This is a genomic window from Vibrio sp. PID17_43 (assembly GCF_002608565.1).
GTDB lineage: Bacteria > Pseudomonadota > Gammaproteobacteria > Enterobacterales > Vibrionaceae > Vibrio.
Map to the genome: position 1 here is coordinate 129,377 of NZ_LIXM01000009.1, position 14,419 is coordinate 143,795.

Sequence of the window (14,419 nt, forward strand, 5' to 3'; positions counted from 1 at the left end):
ATAAACCTTATTCGATGTTCTGGATCTGTTCACGCATCTGTTCGATCAGAACCTTGAGTTCCACGCCAGAAGCCGTGATGTCGGTGCTGATTGATTTCGACGCCAGTGTGTTGGATTCTCGGTTGAACTCTTGCATCATGAAATCGAGACGGCGGCCTACTGAGCCTCCGTTCTTCAGAATGTTGGTGGTTTCTTTCACGTGAGAATCCAAGCGGTCGAGCTCTTCTGCTACGTCCGATTTCTGGGCTAACAGAATCAGTTCTTGTTCTACGCGAGATGGGTCCAGTTCAACTTTTGCATCTTCAAACTTAGAGAACAGGCGCTCACGCTGCCATTCTAGGATTTCAGGCATGCGAGCACGCACTTTCACGACTTCTGCCGTGATCGCTTCTAGACGTTGTTCGATCAACGCTTTCATGTTGTCGCCTTCACGACCACGCGCTTCAATGAACTCGTTGATGGCTTCATCAAACGCGCCTAAGAGGGCTTTGTTGACCGTATCCATGTCTTGCTCAGGGGTTTCCATCACGCCTGGCCATTGCATAACTTGGAATGGGTTAATGCGGCTGAGTTCACCAGTCATGTGCATGACTTGCTCAGCGGCTTTGATCACTTGCTTGGCTAACGTCTCGTTGATGCTGAGTTCTGCTTTTGCCGCTGGGTTGGCTTCAAAGCGCAGGCTGCACTCTACTTTACCGCGAGCTAGACGCTTACGGAAACGCTCGCGCAAAACGGGCTCTAGAGCGCGGAATTGCTCTGGCATACGAAAGTAGGTTTCTAGGTAACGCTGGTTAACACTGCGGATTTCCCACACTGCTGAGCCCCAATCGCCTTTTACTTCTTTGCGTGCATACGCTGTCATACTGTAAATCATCGAATTTTCCTGTCTTTAATTTTGCTGAAAATTACTCCGCAATAGTAGCACAGCAAGATGAGGGAGGCTTCGTCAATCTGTAACCCAATAGCTTTATTTAAACGATTCCGCTATAATCTACGCCCAATCAAATCGTCTTCTTCCCATTGTTAAAGGTAGATGCCCATGCGTCCAAACGATCGCAAGGCGGACCAAGTTCGCCCAATCAAAATTACTCGTAACTACACTGCTTACGCTGAAGGTTCAGTGTTGGTTGAGTTCGGCAACACAAAAGTTTTGTGTAATGCGACCGTAGAAGAATCTGTGCCTCGCTGGCTAAAAGGCCAAGGTAAAGGCTGGGTAACGGCAGAATACGGCATGCTACCGCGTGCGACTCACTCACGCACTCGTCGTGAAGCGGCGAACGGTAAGCAAGGTGGTCGTACGATGGAAATCCAACGCCTTATCGCGCGCAGCCTACGTGCTGTTGTGGATCTAAAGGCAATGGGTGAGTTTATGATCACGGTTGACTGTGACGTAATCCAAGCCGATGGTGGTACACGCACGGCATCTATTAGTGGCGCAAGCGTTGCACTGGCCGATGCATTTCAGCACCTAATTGATAGCGGCAAGCTAAAAGCAAACCCAATGAAAGGCCATGTTGCAGCGGTTTCGGTTGGTTTGCTCGGTGACGAAGTGCTATGTGACCTTGAATACGTAGAAGATTCAGCTGCAGACACCGACATGAACGTGGTTATGACGGAAGAAGGCAAGATGATTGAAGTTCAAGGCACCGCAGAAGGTGAACCGTTCAGTCAAGAACAGCTGATGGCCTTGCTCGAGTCGGCGAAAATCGGCATCAGCGAAATCGTCGCAGCGCAGAAGGCGGCGTTAGCTCATTAATTTTTAGATAGCTTCCCCACAAAGGAAGCTATTTTTTTACATATTGCTAGGTCCTCGGACCTAGGATTTAGAAAAAGATAATACCCACACGGAAAATTGAGAGAAAATAATGAAAGCATACCAGCGTGAATTTATTGAGTTTGCACTTGAGAAACAAGTTCTTAAGTTTGGTGAGTTTACTTTGAAATCAGGCCGTAAGAGCCCGTACTTCTTTAACGCTGGTCTTTTCAATACAGGCCGAGACCTTGCTCGCCTTGGCCGTTTTTACGCAGCTGCATTAGCAGACTCTGGCATCGAGTTTGATGTGCTATTTGGCCCTGCGTACAAAGGCATTCCAATTGCGACAACCACAGCAGTAGCACTGGCAGATCACCACGACATCGACACGCCTTACTGCTTCAACCGTAAAGAAGCAAAAGATCACGGTGAAGGTGGTAACCTTGTAGGCTCAGCGCTAGAGGGGCGTATCATGCTGGTGGATGACGTAATCACGGCGGGCACAGCGATTCGTGAGTCGATGGAAATCATCCAAGCAAACGGTGCAGACCTTGCTGGTGTGTTGGTTGCTATCGACCGTCAAGAGAAAGGCAAAGGTGCGCTATCAGCGATTCAAGAAGTGGAGCGCGACTTTGGTTGTGCGGTGATTTCTATCGTAAGTCTCTCTGATTTGATCACGTACCTAGAAGAGAAAGGTGACGCAACAGAGCACCTTGATGCGGTGAAAACATACCGCACGGAATACGGGATTTAAGGAAAAGGTAGGTCCTAGGTTCAAAAGATGGGCCCTAGGATCTAGGACCTAAAATATTGGATTACGGATTACGCACAATCGCTGTCTTTGAGTGATAAGGAAAATACTTGTCATTCTGAACCGTGAGGGACGAACGTGATTCAGGATCTACTAGTCGAACGCTCAATGGTTGAAGTGGGCGTTTTGACCACGCGCTGGTTGATATTAGATTCCTAGTCTCGCTTGGGCTCGCTGGAATGACGGCTTTGATTTAGGTGAAGCCTTCAGTATTCCGTACGCGAAGCGCTCCGTATTCGGTATTCAAATGGCTTTCTCAAGAAGCAATGAAATGCACAAATTTCTAGTGCGCTTCACCTAGGATCCTAGGCCTACAACCTAGGACCTATGCTGCTCATTTATATCGAATCCCTTTTGGTGCACTTTCATCGGCCATGGTCTTATAACGCTTGTGTAGCCACATCCATTGTGCCGGCGCGCGCAGTATCACCTCTTCCACGTACTTGTTCATGTAAGCAGCGGCTGCCACTTCGTCTTTTTTCGGGTAATTTGCGTCAATGCATTTATCAGCAATGATCTCGTACTTTCCGTCATCATTGCGAAAGCCCGATCCAGGGATGATGGCGCACTTAGACGTGTAAGCCAGAATGCTGGTTCCGGTCGTGGTGCACGCATCTTCTACCGCGAAGAAAGGCACGAAGACCGATTTGTTACGTCCATAGTCGTGGTCTGGTAGGTAAAACAAGCGCTCACCACTGCGAAGGACGCGAATCATCTGCTTCACATCTTTACGATCAATCAGCTTATTGCCATCGTGGGTGCGGCCCCAGTATTGAATAAAGTTGTAGGCTGGGTTGTTGTGTGGACGATATGCGCCATAGCCAGCGACACCAAGCACCGCAAAAGCACGTGCAGTGATTTCTAAATTCAGAGCGTGCACGCAGCAAAGCAGTACCCCTTTGCCTTCCGCCGCTTTTTCACGTACCGCCATAAGGTCTTTCTCGACCAACAACGTTTTGAAGCGCCATGTTGGCCAGAACCATGTGATGCCGGTTTCAATGAGTGCCATACCAGTGTTTTTGAAGTTTTCTTCAACGATATGCTGAATCTCTTCTGCGGTTTTGTCAGGGAAAGCCAATTCAAGGTTACGTGTGGCGATATGAACCCGCTTTTTGCCGTAACGCATACCCAAATGGCCGAACGTACGGCCGAGTGGTAATAGCAAGCGATAAGGGAGGAGGTTGACCACGATGGCCAAAAGGCCAAACCCGAGCCAAACACCCCAGTTACGAGGGTGGAGAAGGGAAAGAGAAAACTCGGGTTGCGTGTATTTTTCTTTACTCATAATCTCTACTTTATTTGTGCACTGAGAAGTGCCCAGTACTCGTCAAAGTTCGCAGTTGGCTGATATTTAAAGTCACTGCGGACAAAGCGGTTTAGGCTACCTTCAACTTGTCCAAGAATTTGAGCGGCTAAGATACGTTCTTCAACTGGGAAAGATTTGCCTTCTCGGATCTTACGTTCACGCAAGATCTGGCGCAATTGAGTTTCAATGCGTTCAAACAGTTGGTTGATACGCTCACGTAGGCGCTCGTTTTCAAACATTAAAGCATGACCAGACAGGATGCGTGTCAGGCCAGGGTTACGCTCTGAGAATGCCAAAATCAGATGGATCACCATACGGATGCGCTCAAGGGTATCTTTTTCATCATCCAGAATGCGGTTGATGCGTGTCATGAGCGCTTCTTCAATAAATTCGATTAAGCCTTCAAACATGCGTGCTTTGCTTGGGAAATGACGATAAAGCGCGGCTTCCGATACGCCGACCTGCTTTGCCAGTTTTGCCGTAGTAATGCGTGAAGCGCCTTCCGTTGATTCAAGCATTTGTGCTAATGCTTGCAAGATCTCTTCACGACGATTGGATTTTCTACTGCCGGCCATTAATTACTTCCTTACAAAATACAAAGTTGGGCGGGGGGGGGGAATTATAAGATGCTATTTGGCATCAAACTAGACTACGGAGGGTGGAATGGGAGCTTTAACACCCTCAGTTGTCATGTTTATCGCAATTTTTGGTCAAATTTTGATAAAAATGGAACGGCGATTACTTCTGTGCGTGCATGAGGGTGTGCATTTTTTCTAGGATCTTGAAGCTTAATGCTTCTTTTGATTCAAGAGTGAGTGCAAGTTCACCTTGTGGCCAAAACAGCGTAATCGCGTTGTCATTACTGTTGAAACCTTGACCGGTAACTGAGACATCATTAGCACAAATCATGTCGAGGTTCTTTTTCAAAAGCTTACCGCGAGCATAGGTTTCGACGTCATTGGTCTCAGCAGCAAAGCCTACCGTAAACGGGCGCTGCTTTGGCATTGCCGCTACCGCCGCCACAATGTCAGGGTTTTTCACCATGGTGATGGTCATTTGATCACTGTCATCGGTTTTCTTCAGCTTTTGAGTGGCCACTTCTTCTGGACGATAGTCTGCAACCGCCGCACAGCTGATGAAAGCATCGTGAGTGGCGGCGTGCGCCATGACCGCGTCGTGCATCTCTTGTGCACTAGACACGTTAATGCGCTCTACGCCTGTTGGCGTGTTCAAGTTAACAGGGCCGCTAACGAGGGTGACTTTCGCTCCCATTTGCGTTGCCGCATTCGCCAACGCATACCCCATCTTGCCCGAGCTGTGGTTGGTGATGTAACGCACCGGATCGAGCGCCTCACGCGTTGGACCTGCCGTGATCAAAATAGATTGACCAGCCAGCACTTTTGGCTGAAAAAACTGCTCACACAAGTGCACTAGTTGCATCGGTTCTAACATTCGGCCAGGCCCCACGTCACCACACGCTTGTTCACCTGCAGCAGGTCCCCAAATGTGCATACCACGGCGTGTTAATGTCGCGATGTTCTCTTGAGTAGCCACATTGCGATACATCTGTTGGTTCATGGCAGGAGACACCGCGACTGGCGAATCGGTTGCCAGTACTAACGTACTGAGCAAATCGTTGCCCATACCCGCAGATATGCGAGCAATCAAATCGGCTGTTGCTGGAGCAAGAAGAACCAAATCGGCCCATTTCGCTAATTCAATGTGGCCCATTGACGCTTCTGCCGCTGGATCTAACAAGCTGTCAGAGACCGGGCGCCCAGAAACGGCTTGCATGGTTAAAGGCGTAATGAACTCTTTCGCCGCCTTTGTCATCACAACTTGAACTTGCGCCCCTCTTTCTATGAGGCGACGGGTTAGCTCCGCACATTTATATGCGGCAATACCGCCACTGATGCCGAGTAGAATTTTCTTTCCTGCTAGTGTTTGCATGTGAGCTCTCCAATTTTTCTGGCGAGGATTCTAGCACAACTCAAACGCTTATCGCCTGCGCAAATCGGATGGGACATGCATCTACATCAAACAAAGTGTGACGAATGCTTACAATTTTTATTTCTCGCAGAGGCAAAAAGATTTGCCTAGCGTTCGGGCTAATTTGATCGAAATTCCTACCTCTTGATGATCCACACAATTACATAGAAACGCCGTTGGGAGCTAGGAAAGCGACATTGATACTCGACTTTTATTGGGGGTTTTGTGGAATAGGGATTCATTTATTGAGTGAGAAGCCTGATGCCCCTTAAAGCCCTACCCAATGACTCTATGCCGAGAGAGAAGTTACTCCAGCGAGGACCACAAGCCCTGACCGATGCCGAGCTACTGGCGATATTCTTGCGCACGGGCACACAAGGTATGAACGTCATCGAGCTGGCTGATTTCCTCATTCAAGACTTTGGGACGCTTAGGCAGTTGTTTTCTGCGTCTGAAAAATCCTTTTGCCAACACAAAGGCTTGGGGCAGGCTAAATATGTGCAATTACAGGCTGTTCTTGAGATGGCGCAGCGCTATCTTGCTGAAACGTTAAAGCGGGGGGATGCATTAACCAACCCTGAGCAGACCAAATTATATCTCTCTTCTATTTTAAGAGATCGCCAAAGAGAGGCGTTTTACATTCTTTTCCTAGATAACCAGCATCGAGTAATAAAAGATGAGATCCTATTTGAAGGTACGCTGGATACGGCGTCAGTTTATCCGAGAGAAGTGGTTAAGCGCGCTCTACACCATAACGCGGCAGCTTTGATTCTAGCACACAATCATCCATCCGGAGTGGCAGAGCCGAGTCAAGCGGATCGACGAATTACGCGCCGTTTAATTGATGCATTAGCATTGGTGGATATTCGTGTTTTGGACCATTTTGTCATTGGTGATGGAGAAAGTGTTTCTTTCGCAGAAAGAGGGTGGATATAACTGTGCATTTTTTAGGTTGTTAGTTGCTAAAAATCTGCTATCATCCTCGCCACTAAATTTTTAACTGAATTCAGCTTGAACTGCTAGAAAAACCCGCTGTTTAAAAAAAGATCACGAAAACCTGTAAAAAGGATCTGTTCGGGTCTTGAGCAATGCATATCAAGTTAGTATAATGCGCGACCTTTGATAGCCTTGTATGGATTTTCCATAGCGGTTCTTAACCTCAAACTTCTTTTCGAGAAATAGAGAGGTTCGGCCACCAAGGTTGATATCGAGCTGAAACGATTTTGGAGAAGACATTCATGTCACGAGTATGCCAAGTAACTGGTAAGCGTCCAGTAACGGGTAACAACCGTTCACACGCACGAAATGCTACTAAGCGTCGTTTTCTGCCGAACCTACAAACTCATCGTTTCTGGGTAGAGAGCGAAAAACGTTTTGTTAAACTACGCCTTACTGCAAAAGGTATGCGCATCATCGACAAGAAAGGTATTGATACCGTTCTTGCAGATATCCGTGCACGTGGCGAAAACGTTTAAGAGGAAATAGGCAATGGCAAAGAAAGGCGTTCGTGAGAAAATCCGTCTAGTATCTTCAGCAGGTACAGGCCACTTCTACACAACTGATAAGAACAAGCGTAACATGCCAGGCAAATTTGAGATCAAGAAATTTGATCCAGTTGTACGCCAGCACGTTATGTACAAAGAAGCTAAAATCAAGTAATTGGTTTTGTCTCTTTGACGATTTGAAAAACCCAACTCTCGAGTTGGGTTTTTTATTATCTGAAATTTGTCCCATCACTTCCTCCCTACCTTCACCACGTTTGCATACGGATGTTCTAGTCAAGATGGATGAGCTTTGATAGTTTGTCTCTAATCACATGAGATTAGGAACCACTATGCGCATTAGTCCGGCTCGTCGCCGTCGTTGGAACAACATTCTTATCTTGGGCATTATCGCCTTCATGGTGATCTTAAATGCGCCGACTTGGATCAAAACTTATCTACTTACTGAGGATGCGGATCCTTATCCTAATCTTCTGCGCTCAGATTACGAAGTGAGTGCGCTGTACTTCAGTGGCTGGGAGATGGAAAAGCAAAACGGTCAATGGCAATCGAACATTAAAGCCAATATTCCCGTACAAGAGATCATCACTCGTTGGCAATCTTTGGAAGGGACTGAACTTACCCCTGAGCAATATAGTCATCTTAAGCCAAGGCTGACCGCACCTGAAAGCATCGAGATTTGGTACCAGGGGTTAGATGAACCGCAGCGTGTCACTTTCTTTCGAATGGATGACTTTTGGCTGTTTCGTAATTGGCAAGATAAATGGATTGCCATCTCTGTCGATGGTAATTACATCATGCCCAAGTAAACGTCTTAGAGGAAAAACCTATGCCAGAGTTACCAGAAGTTGAAGTCAGCCGTATGGGCATCAGCCCACATCTGGTTGGGCAAACGATCAAGGCCTTTGTGTTCCGTACCCCTAAGTTGCGTTGGGAGATCCCCCAAGAGTTAAAGCAATTAGAAGGACAGGTTATCCGCCATATTCGCCGTCGAGCTAAGTATTTGCTGATTGAAACTGAGCAAGGCACGGCGATTGTTCACTTGGGCATGTCGGGATCGCTTCGTGTGTTGGATGCAGACTTCCCAGCAGCAAAGCACGATCATGTGGATCTCAAACTGATGAATGGCAAAATCCTACGTTACAACGATCCGCGTCGCTTTGGGGCATGGCTTTGGTGCGCGCCAAATGAATCTCACGCAGTGTTAGCGCATATGGGACCAGAGCCTTTAACGGAAGAGTTCAATGCGGACTACGTCGCGGAGAAAGCCAAAGGTAAGCGCGTTGCGGTTAAGCAGTTCATCATGGACAACAAAATCGTCGTCGGAGTCGGGAACATTTACGCCAATGAGTCTCTGTTCAAATCACGCATTCACCCGACGCGGCCAGCAGGTAAGTTATCAATAAAAGAGTGGCAGTTGCTTGTAGAGAATATTAAAGCAACGCTAGAGATCGCGATTCAGCAAGGTGGAACCACACTTAAAGATTTTTCTCAAGCGGATGGAAAGCCGGGGTACTTTGCTCAAGAACTTCAAGTTTATGGTAAAGCAGGCGAACCTTGTCCAGAGTGTGGTACGATTATTGAAGCCCTAAAAATTGGGCAAAGAAATACTTTTCTTTGTCCTTTGTGTCAGCATTAACCTTCTTTGAGATATAGCTCTAATGACCAGTTTTCTAGATCACGTATTTGTTATTCATGTTAGTGAAGGCTACGAAGAACGTAGACAACATATTGATAAGCACCTTCCTGAGAGAGGGATTGTTCACTTCGAATATATGCTGCGTGGCGATATCAAAGATCTCACGCCAGAAGTGAAAACGAAGTATTTCAAAGGAAATGACAACTTACCTGAGCTTTCTTGCGCGTATAAACATATATTGGTTTATGAGGAAATCGTTAAAAGGAATATAGAGGTAGCTCTTGTCCTAGAGGACGATGCTTTTCTGGCAAGTGATGCTGTAGATAAGTTAAAACTCGTCGAATGTGAAATGCGTGATGAAGTGAACTTTATTGTCAATATCGAGCATAGTAACCGTTCTGTTCCTTTGAAAATCAAAGAAAAAGGAAAATTATGCTATTTAGCATCCCATACTAAACGAACGGGTGGCTATATCATACACCTTGATGTTGCTAGAAAGTTTGTTCAATTCTTTGAGGAAAATAGAACGGGTATGCCTAGCGATGTATTCCAAACCCAGATGCGAGATGTATTAGAATATAATACATTTTGGATGGATCCTCCTGTCGTTTATCAAGGAAGTAAGAATGGCACTTTTGATAGCGACCTAAGCTCTAGAAAGCAAAGTGCTTTTACCTCTATCACCTCTTTTTTTAGAGACTCTTACCAACGCTATGTCGTGACTAATCTGAGCAAAAAGCGCTTAGCCAGCTTTGAAAATGTAAAAAAACACTGAGTAAAACGAATGAAAGTGATATATCCAGGAACCTTTGACCCAGTGACTAATGGTCACTTAAATTTAATTGAACGTACACATGAATTGTTTGATGAAGTCGTTATCGGTGTGGCCGCGAGCCCATCCAAAAATACGATGTTCACATTGGAAGAGCGAGTGACACTGATGGAAGACGTTGTTGCTCACCTCCCGGGGGTAACGGTAAAGGGTTTTTCTGGATTATTAGTCGATTTTGCGAGAGAGGAACAAGCTAAAGTCTTGATTCGAGGTTTGAGAACGACCGTTGATTTTGAGTATGAATTTGGTTTAACCAATATGTACAGGAAGTTACTGCCAGGCCTTGAGAGTGTATTTTTGACACCGGAGGAAGAGTTTGCATTTCTCTCATCAACGATTGTTCGTGAAGTGGCCATTCATGGTGGTTGTATTGAACAATTTGTGCCAAGAGTCGTGGCCAACGCTATCGAGATAAAAGTGAATGAAAGACAGTAAATTTCCGTATTACTTTTTTAATGCTTTGTCTATTCTTCTTCCTCGTTTTATTTACAGAGCACAAGCTAAGCAGTTGCTGTCGACACTGACAGAATCTGAAAGGGCGAACTGTCTAGATCGAGTTAATTACTACAATAAGTGTGGTGCCCCGTTTCAGGTGGATAGTAACGAGCAAAGTTACGCGACGATCAGTGGGTATAAAAAGACAAAAGGGTGGACTTACTTTTTTGATATACGCCAAGTGGTGCGCTACTTTCCCTCTCGCTTCGCTTTTAACTATATTAATGGTGATGTTACCCATATTCCCAATGTGCCAAGTTTTATTAAGAGTCGGCCAATTGCGGGACAAAACCAAAATTCCGTTGTTTTAAAGCTTAACCAGATCCGTCATTTTAAATTTATTGATGATCCCGTTCGTTATCAAGATAAGAAAAACATGGTGGCATGGCGTGGCGTTGGTTTTCAACCACACCGTACAAAAGTGATTCATGCTTTTTACGATCATCCGCAATGCAACATTGGTCAGACTCGTCCTGTTGAGGGGCAGCCTTGGGAAAAAGGCTTTATGAGTATAGAGGAACAGCTTCAGTATAAGTTTTTACTGTGTATTGAAGGCAATGATGTTGCGACTAACTTGAAGTGGGCAATGTCTTCAAACTCGTTGGTTATCATGTCTAAACCAAAATACGAAACATGGTTTATGGAGGGGAAACTCCAAGCGGGCGTTCATTATGTGGAAGTGAATGATGACTATTCAGATCTACCTGAAAAGATGAATTATTATCTAGAGAACGAAGAAGAGGCACTAGCCATTATTGATAATGCACACCAATGGGTTGAGCAATTTAAAAATGATAAGCGTGAACGCTTAATTTCACTCATGGTGGCGGATAAGTACTTTACGCTATCAGGCCAGAAATAAAGAAAAGGGGCATCAGGGCCCTTTTCTTTATTCTCATGTTTCGTTGTTGCCTAGTCATCGATAAATTGGTTTACACCATTTTCACAACGCTTGAGTTTGTGATTAATGGTGTTTTCCAAAATCTCATCATTTTGGCCAAGTGACGCACGCGAGTTTTCTACGTGGTAAAGGTGGTAACCGACACCAGCGAACTTCAGGTAAAGGCGAGACTTTCCTGAGTTAAGCATGCGGTGAACAAATTCGCTGTCTTCTCGTCCCCAGCCAACAAAGTCTTGGTTGAAGCCATTAACTTCGACAACATCACTTTTCCAAAACGCCATATTACAGCCTCGGGTTGCTTTATCATTGTTGCGCTCGTAAGAGAACCACTTAGATAATAATGAGTTGGTAATACAGTTTTTACGGTTACGGATCCCTTTGCTAAATACAGAAGGAACCAATCCATTTTCCATGATTTCACGGCTGCATGCTTCATCAGTCAGAACTCGCCCACCTTGAACAAACCAATTTGGTTTTGCCACGCGCTTATGGGACTCGATAAAGGTTTGAGACAGTACCATGTCGCCATCTATCATGATCAGGTAGTCACCAGATGCTTTAGCAATTGCACGGTTACGGCTCATAGAAAGCTGGAAACCATTGTCTTCATGCCAACTATGCAGTAATGGAACAGGAAACCCCTCTCGCATTTGGTCAATCATAGTTTTGGTGTCTTCGCGAGATCCATCATCGGCTACAATCACTTCGTCAGGTAAAATGGTTTGGCGTTTGACGCTTTCTAACACAGACTTTAGTGCTTCTTTCCAGTTATAAGTGGTAATAATTAACGTCGTTTTCATTATTTTTTTGCCTGTTCACGTAAGTATAAGTCGATGTATTTTACAAAGGTAGAGTGCATGCTTAACCACGCCAATATGAAGCCATGTTTACCATCCAAAAAACCGCGTTTAAGGATGTACATTTTTAGAAAGCTTGCTAGCGCATGAATGATTGCAGTGCTTAGCCCTGACTTTTTCTTACCTTCTCGCTCGTCGGTCCAAGCTTTTAAGTAGCCCGTCGTCTTGTTGATGTAATGGTGCAGATGTTCATAGGTGTAGTGGTGCAATCTGCCATCAAGCTTTTTGATTGCAAAGCCTTTATCTTCTACTTTTTCATGCACGAGAGCATCATTGTATTGCGTGTAACGAGTGCGATATAAACGGACAATCCAATCTGGAGACCAACCGGAATGGTAAATAAACTTACCAAAGGCTGCGCTGAGACGGTTCACTTTATACAAGGTGTTTGGCGTATCTTCTGATACCGCTTGTAAGATGCTTTCTTTTAGCTCGGGCGTGACCTGCTCATCGGCATCCAACCAAAGCACAAAATCCGATGCCACATAGTTTTGAGCCAGTTGACGTTGTTTACCAAATCCCGGCCAGTCTAGGTTGGTATAAAACTTATCGGTGTACTGACGTGCAATTTCTTCGGTGCGGTCAGAGCTGCCCGAGTCTAAAATAACAATCTCATCGACCCAATCTTTTACGGTATCTAAGCAAGCTTTGAGGTGCTTCTCTTCATTTTTTACAATTAAGGCAACGGCTAAAGTGGGTTTAGACAAGGTGTTTTCCTTTTTAGGCAATCTATACAGATAAGGTTTATTGGTATTGTGGGTACAAATCTTCTACGACTTGATCAAACATGCTGATGACACTTTCACTCGAGATTCGATCCATTGCTTTTTCATCTTTGGCTCGCGTGCGCCAGTTTAACTCTTGGCTTGTTTTGCCTGTTTCAGCAAAAATCGCTTCTTCGTATACCGATACCGCATACTTCAAATAGTGATATGGGCCGACACGAACGGGGTTATGGTGCGCATATAAACCAATAATCGGTGTATTCATCGCACTCGCCATGTGTGCTGGACCAGTATCTGGTGCTATCACCATTTCCACCTCATCGATGAGGGCTAACATCTGCAAGATTGAACTCTTTCCAACCAAGTTTAAGCAGGGTTTGCCGAGCTTGCTCTGAATGTCATCGGCTAAGTCGACTTCTACTTTTGCTGGACTGCCTGCAAGGATGACATTCCACCCTTTTTCACGTGCGTGATTGATGACGTCAACGTAGCCATCAGCGTTCCAGTTTTTGTATGCTTTACTTGCGCCAGGAACAAGAAGTAAGTTGGGTTTATTCGTGCCGAGCTCTTGCATTGCCCACGTTTTGTCTTGCTCTGAATAAGAAAGTGACCAAGTCAGCTCAGACTTAGGGACCCCAATTTGATGTGCGAATGCCATTAAGCCATCGGCAACATGGAGCGATGTGGGTGAAGGTACTTTTACATTGGTAAACAACGTTTGAAAATCTTGGCTGCGATCAGAGGAAAAACCAAGTTTGTATTTGGCTTTGATGCCTAATGTTGCCAAGCTTGCTCGAATGGCATATTGCATGTGTAACAAGGCATCAAACTCACGACCTTTCAATTGCTGCCATAACGCCTTATAGCCGTTTAAACCAGCTTTCTTATCAAAGACAATGACTTCGATGCCGTCAATGGCTTTGAGTAGCTGAGCCTCTAGCTTTCCTGTGATCCACGTAATGTGAGCCTCAGGCCATTGTTTTTGGATCGCCTGCACAGTAGCGATGGTGTTACAAACATCACCAATGGCAGATAAACGCAATATACAGAGCGAAGATGGGGGAGAAGTGAGCATAGTTATTGTCTGATCGAGTAAATAGATGCAGCTAAATTATGCAGACATCCCCAATAAATGTAAAATACATCGCTTCTATACTTAGCAGTGACGGGCATAGTCGCAATGTCAAAGACGCAATCACATCATTCTCAAACTTCAGGTAAGCCAGGTAATACCGGTTTAACACGAATCATTAAGGCCACAGGTTATTCCTGGAAAGGGTTAAAAGCGGCATTTAAACATGAAGCGGCAATTAGGCAAGAACTGGTGTTGTTAGCGATTGCGATTGGCTTAGTGTGTTTTTTCGATGTGACTATCGTTGAGCGAATTTTGATGCTCGGAGTGGTGGTTTTGGTATTGATTGTGGAACTTATCAACTCGGCGATAGAAGCGGTTGTTGATAGAATAGGCACTGAGCATCACGAACTCAGCGGACGAGCGAAAGATATCGGTTCTGCAGCCGTTATGGTGACCTTAGGTTTTGCTGCGTTTACCTGGTTGTATATTCTTGGTGGTATTTACCTGCGTTAAGTCAAGACGTTGAGGATCAAT

The 14,419-nt window shown here is 45.4% G+C and carries 18 protein-coding genes; 11 read left to right on the forward strand and 7 right to left on the reverse strand.

The genetic code is table 11. The annotated features are described in order from the left end of the window. Positions 1–7: 7 nt before the first annotated feature. Positions 8–874 (reverse strand): YicC/YloC family endoribonuclease, encoded by an 867-nt coding sequence (locus AK965_RS08500; RefSeq protein WP_099079201.1) that lies wholly within the window; start codon positions 872–874, stop codon positions 8–10. A gap of 165 nt (positions 875–1,039) precedes the next feature. On the opposite strand from AK965_RS08500, the gene rph reads away from it, so the two are divergent. Beyond that, positions 1,040–1,756 carry a ribonuclease PH gene (rph, locus tag AK965_RS08505; protein ID WP_099079202.1) on the forward strand — a complete coding sequence of 239 codons (717 nt, stop codon included), beginning with the start codon at positions 1,040–1,042 and terminating at the stop codon, positions 1,754–1,756. Between the two features lie 109 nt (positions 1,757–1,865). Next, positions 1,866–2,507, forward strand: a complete 642-nt coding sequence (gene pyrE / locus AK965_RS08510; protein ID WP_099079203.1) for an orotate phosphoribosyltransferase — start codon at positions 1,866–1,868, stop codon at positions 2,505–2,507. Between the two features lie 391 nt (positions 2,508–2,898). On the opposite strand, the gene AK965_RS08515 is transcribed toward pyrE, so the two are convergent. The 3 genes from AK965_RS08515 to coaBC all read right to left on the reverse strand — a co-directional run bounded on the left by AK965_RS08515 (position 2,899) and on the right by coaBC (position 5,820). After that, positions 2,899–3,849, reverse strand: a complete 951-nt coding sequence (locus AK965_RS08515; protein WP_099079204.1) for a Kdo(2)-lipid IV(A) acyltransferase — start codon at positions 3,847–3,849, stop codon at positions 2,899–2,901. A 5-nt stretch (positions 3,850–3,854) separates the two neighbouring features. Beyond that, positions 3,855–4,445, reverse strand: coding sequence for a nucleoid occlusion factor SlmA (gene slmA / locus AK965_RS08520; RefSeq protein ID WP_099079205.1), 591 nt, complete (start codon positions 4,443–4,445; stop codon positions 3,855–3,857). Between the two features lie 163 nt (positions 4,446–4,608). Then, positions 4,609–5,820 (reverse strand): bifunctional phosphopantothenoylcysteine decarboxylase/phosphopantothenate--cysteine ligase CoaBC, encoded by a 1,212-nt coding sequence (gene coaBC / locus AK965_RS08525; protein ID WP_099079206.1) that lies wholly within the window; start codon positions 5,818–5,820, stop codon positions 4,609–4,611. A gap of 300 nt (positions 5,821–6,120) precedes the next feature. Between coaBC and radC the strand changes: the two genes are divergently transcribed. From radC to AK965_RS08565, 8 genes are all read left to right on the forward strand, one after another. Continuing rightward, positions 6,121–6,795, forward strand: a complete 675-nt coding sequence (gene radC, locus AK965_RS08530; protein WP_099079207.1) for a DNA repair protein RadC — start codon at positions 6,121–6,123, stop codon at positions 6,793–6,795. 302 nt (positions 6,796–7,097) lie between these two features. Continuing rightward, complete coding sequence (gene rpmB / locus AK965_RS08535; RefSeq protein ID WP_005467944.1) at positions 7,098–7,334, forward strand: 50S ribosomal protein L28; 237 nt, start codon at positions 7,098–7,100, stop codon at positions 7,332–7,334. Between the two features lie 13 nt (positions 7,335–7,347). Beyond that, entirely contained in the window at positions 7,348–7,518 is a 171-nt protein-coding gene (gene rpmG / locus AK965_RS08540) for a 50S ribosomal protein L33 (protein ID WP_004410866.1), read from the forward strand. A 175-nt stretch (positions 7,519–7,693) separates the two neighbouring features. Continuing rightward, entirely contained in the window at positions 7,694–8,170 is a 477-nt protein-coding gene (locus tag AK965_RS08545; RefSeq protein WP_099079208.1) for a hypothetical protein, read from the forward strand. A 20-nt stretch (positions 8,171–8,190) separates the two neighbouring features. Then, positions 8,191–9,000, forward strand: coding sequence for a bifunctional DNA-formamidopyrimidine glycosylase/DNA-(apurinic or apyrimidinic site) lyase (gene mutM / locus AK965_RS08550; RefSeq protein ID WP_099079209.1), 810 nt, complete (start codon positions 8,191–8,193; stop codon positions 8,998–9,000). A gap of 22 nt (positions 9,001–9,022) precedes the next feature. After that, positions 9,023–9,775, forward strand: a complete 753-nt coding sequence (locus AK965_RS08555; RefSeq protein ID WP_099079210.1) for a glycosyltransferase family 25 protein — start codon at positions 9,023–9,025, stop codon at positions 9,773–9,775. Positions 9,776–9,784: 9 nt separating this feature from the next. After that, a complete protein-coding gene (coaD, locus tag AK965_RS08560) occupies positions 9,785–10,267 on the forward strand; it encodes a pantetheine-phosphate adenylyltransferase (RefSeq protein WP_099079211.1) in 483 nt (160 codons plus the stop codon). Continuing rightward, positions 10,254–11,189 (forward strand): glycosyl transferase family 90, encoded by a 936-nt coding sequence (locus tag AK965_RS08565; RefSeq protein WP_099079212.1) that lies wholly within the window; start codon positions 10,254–10,256, stop codon positions 11,187–11,189. The genes coaD and AK965_RS08565 overlap by 14 nt, the downstream gene beginning before the upstream one ends. Positions 11,190–11,239: 50 nt before the next feature. Here the strand turns inward: AK965_RS08565 and AK965_RS08570 are convergent, their stop codons facing one another. Genes AK965_RS08570 through AK965_RS08580 form a run of 3 tightly spaced genes read right to left on the reverse strand, consistent with a single transcriptional unit; the run spans position 11,240 to position 13,885 of the window. Next, entirely contained in the window at positions 11,240–12,028 is a 789-nt protein-coding gene (locus tag AK965_RS08570) for a glycosyltransferase family 2 protein (RefSeq protein WP_099079213.1), read from the reverse strand. Next, on the reverse strand, positions 12,028–12,792 hold the full coding sequence (locus tag AK965_RS08575; protein ID WP_099079214.1) for a glycosyltransferase family 2 protein: 765 nt from the start codon (positions 12,790–12,792) through the stop codon (positions 12,028–12,030). The genes AK965_RS08570 and AK965_RS08575 overlap by 1 nt, the downstream gene beginning before the upstream one ends. A gap of 37 nt (positions 12,793–12,829) precedes the next feature. Next, positions 12,830–13,885 carry a glycosyltransferase family 9 protein gene (locus AK965_RS08580; RefSeq protein WP_099079215.1) on the reverse strand — a complete coding sequence of 352 codons (1,056 nt, stop codon included), beginning with the start codon at positions 13,883–13,885 and terminating at the stop codon, positions 12,830–12,832. Positions 13,886–13,990: 105 nt separating this feature from the next. Here AK965_RS08580 and AK965_RS08585 point away from each other — a divergent pair, with 105 nt between their 5' ends. Next, the gene (locus AK965_RS08585) at positions 13,991–14,398 is read left to right on the forward strand and encodes a diacylglycerol kinase (protein ID WP_099079216.1); all 408 of its coding nucleotides are present in this window, start codon (positions 13,991–13,993) and stop codon (positions 14,396–14,398) included. Positions 14,399–14,419: the final 21 nt, after the last annotated feature.

Coding starts and splice junctions, on each gene's coding strand:
- AK965_RS08500 (WP_099079201.1), bottom strand. CDS start 874: ATGATTTACAGTATGACAGCGTATGCACGCAAAGAAGTAAAAGGCGAT.
- rph (WP_099079202.1), top strand. CDS start 1,040: ATGCGTCCAAACGATCGCAAGGCGGACCAAGTTCGCCCAATCAAAATT.
- pyrE (WP_099079203.1), top strand. CDS start 1,866: ATGAAAGCATACCAGCGTGAATTTATTGAGTTTGCACTTGAGAAACAA.
- AK965_RS08515 (WP_099079204.1), bottom strand. CDS start 3,849: ATGAGTAAAGAAAAATACACGCAACCCGAGTTTTCTCTTTCCCTTCTC.
- slmA (WP_099079205.1), bottom strand. CDS start 4,445: ATGGCCGGCAGTAGAAAATCCAATCGTCGTGAAGAGATCTTGCAAGCA.
- coaBC (WP_099079206.1), bottom strand. CDS start 5,820: ATGCAAACACTAGCAGGAAAGAAAATTCTACTCGGCATCAGTGGCGGT.
- radC (WP_099079207.1), top strand. CDS start 6,121: ATGCCCCTTAAAGCCCTACCCAATGACTCTATGCCGAGAGAGAAGTTA.
- rpmB (WP_005467944.1), top strand. CDS start 7,098: ATGTCACGAGTATGCCAAGTAACTGGTAAGCGTCCAGTAACGGGTAAC.
- rpmG (WP_004410866.1), top strand. CDS start 7,348: ATGGCAAAGAAAGGCGTTCGTGAGAAAATCCGTCTAGTATCTTCAGCA.
- AK965_RS08545 (WP_099079208.1), top strand. CDS start 7,694: ATGCGCATTAGTCCGGCTCGTCGCCGTCGTTGGAACAACATTCTTATC.
- mutM (WP_099079209.1), top strand. CDS start 8,191: ATGCCAGAGTTACCAGAAGTTGAAGTCAGCCGTATGGGCATCAGCCCA.
- AK965_RS08555 (WP_099079210.1), top strand. CDS start 9,023: ATGACCAGTTTTCTAGATCACGTATTTGTTATTCATGTTAGTGAAGGC.
- coaD (WP_099079211.1), top strand. CDS start 9,785: ATGAAAGTGATATATCCAGGAACCTTTGACCCAGTGACTAATGGTCAC.
- AK965_RS08565 (WP_099079212.1), top strand. CDS start 10,254: ATGAAAGACAGTAAATTTCCGTATTACTTTTTTAATGCTTTGTCTATT.
- AK965_RS08570 (WP_099079213.1), bottom strand. CDS start 12,028: ATGAAAACGACGTTAATTATTACCACTTATAACTGGAAAGAAGCACTA.
- AK965_RS08580 (WP_099079215.1), bottom strand. CDS start 13,885: ATGCTCACTTCTCCCCCATCTTCGCTCTGTATATTGCGTTTATCTGCC.
- AK965_RS08585 (WP_099079216.1), top strand. CDS start 13,991: ATGTCAAAGACGCAATCACATCATTCTCAAACTTCAGGTAAGCCAGGT.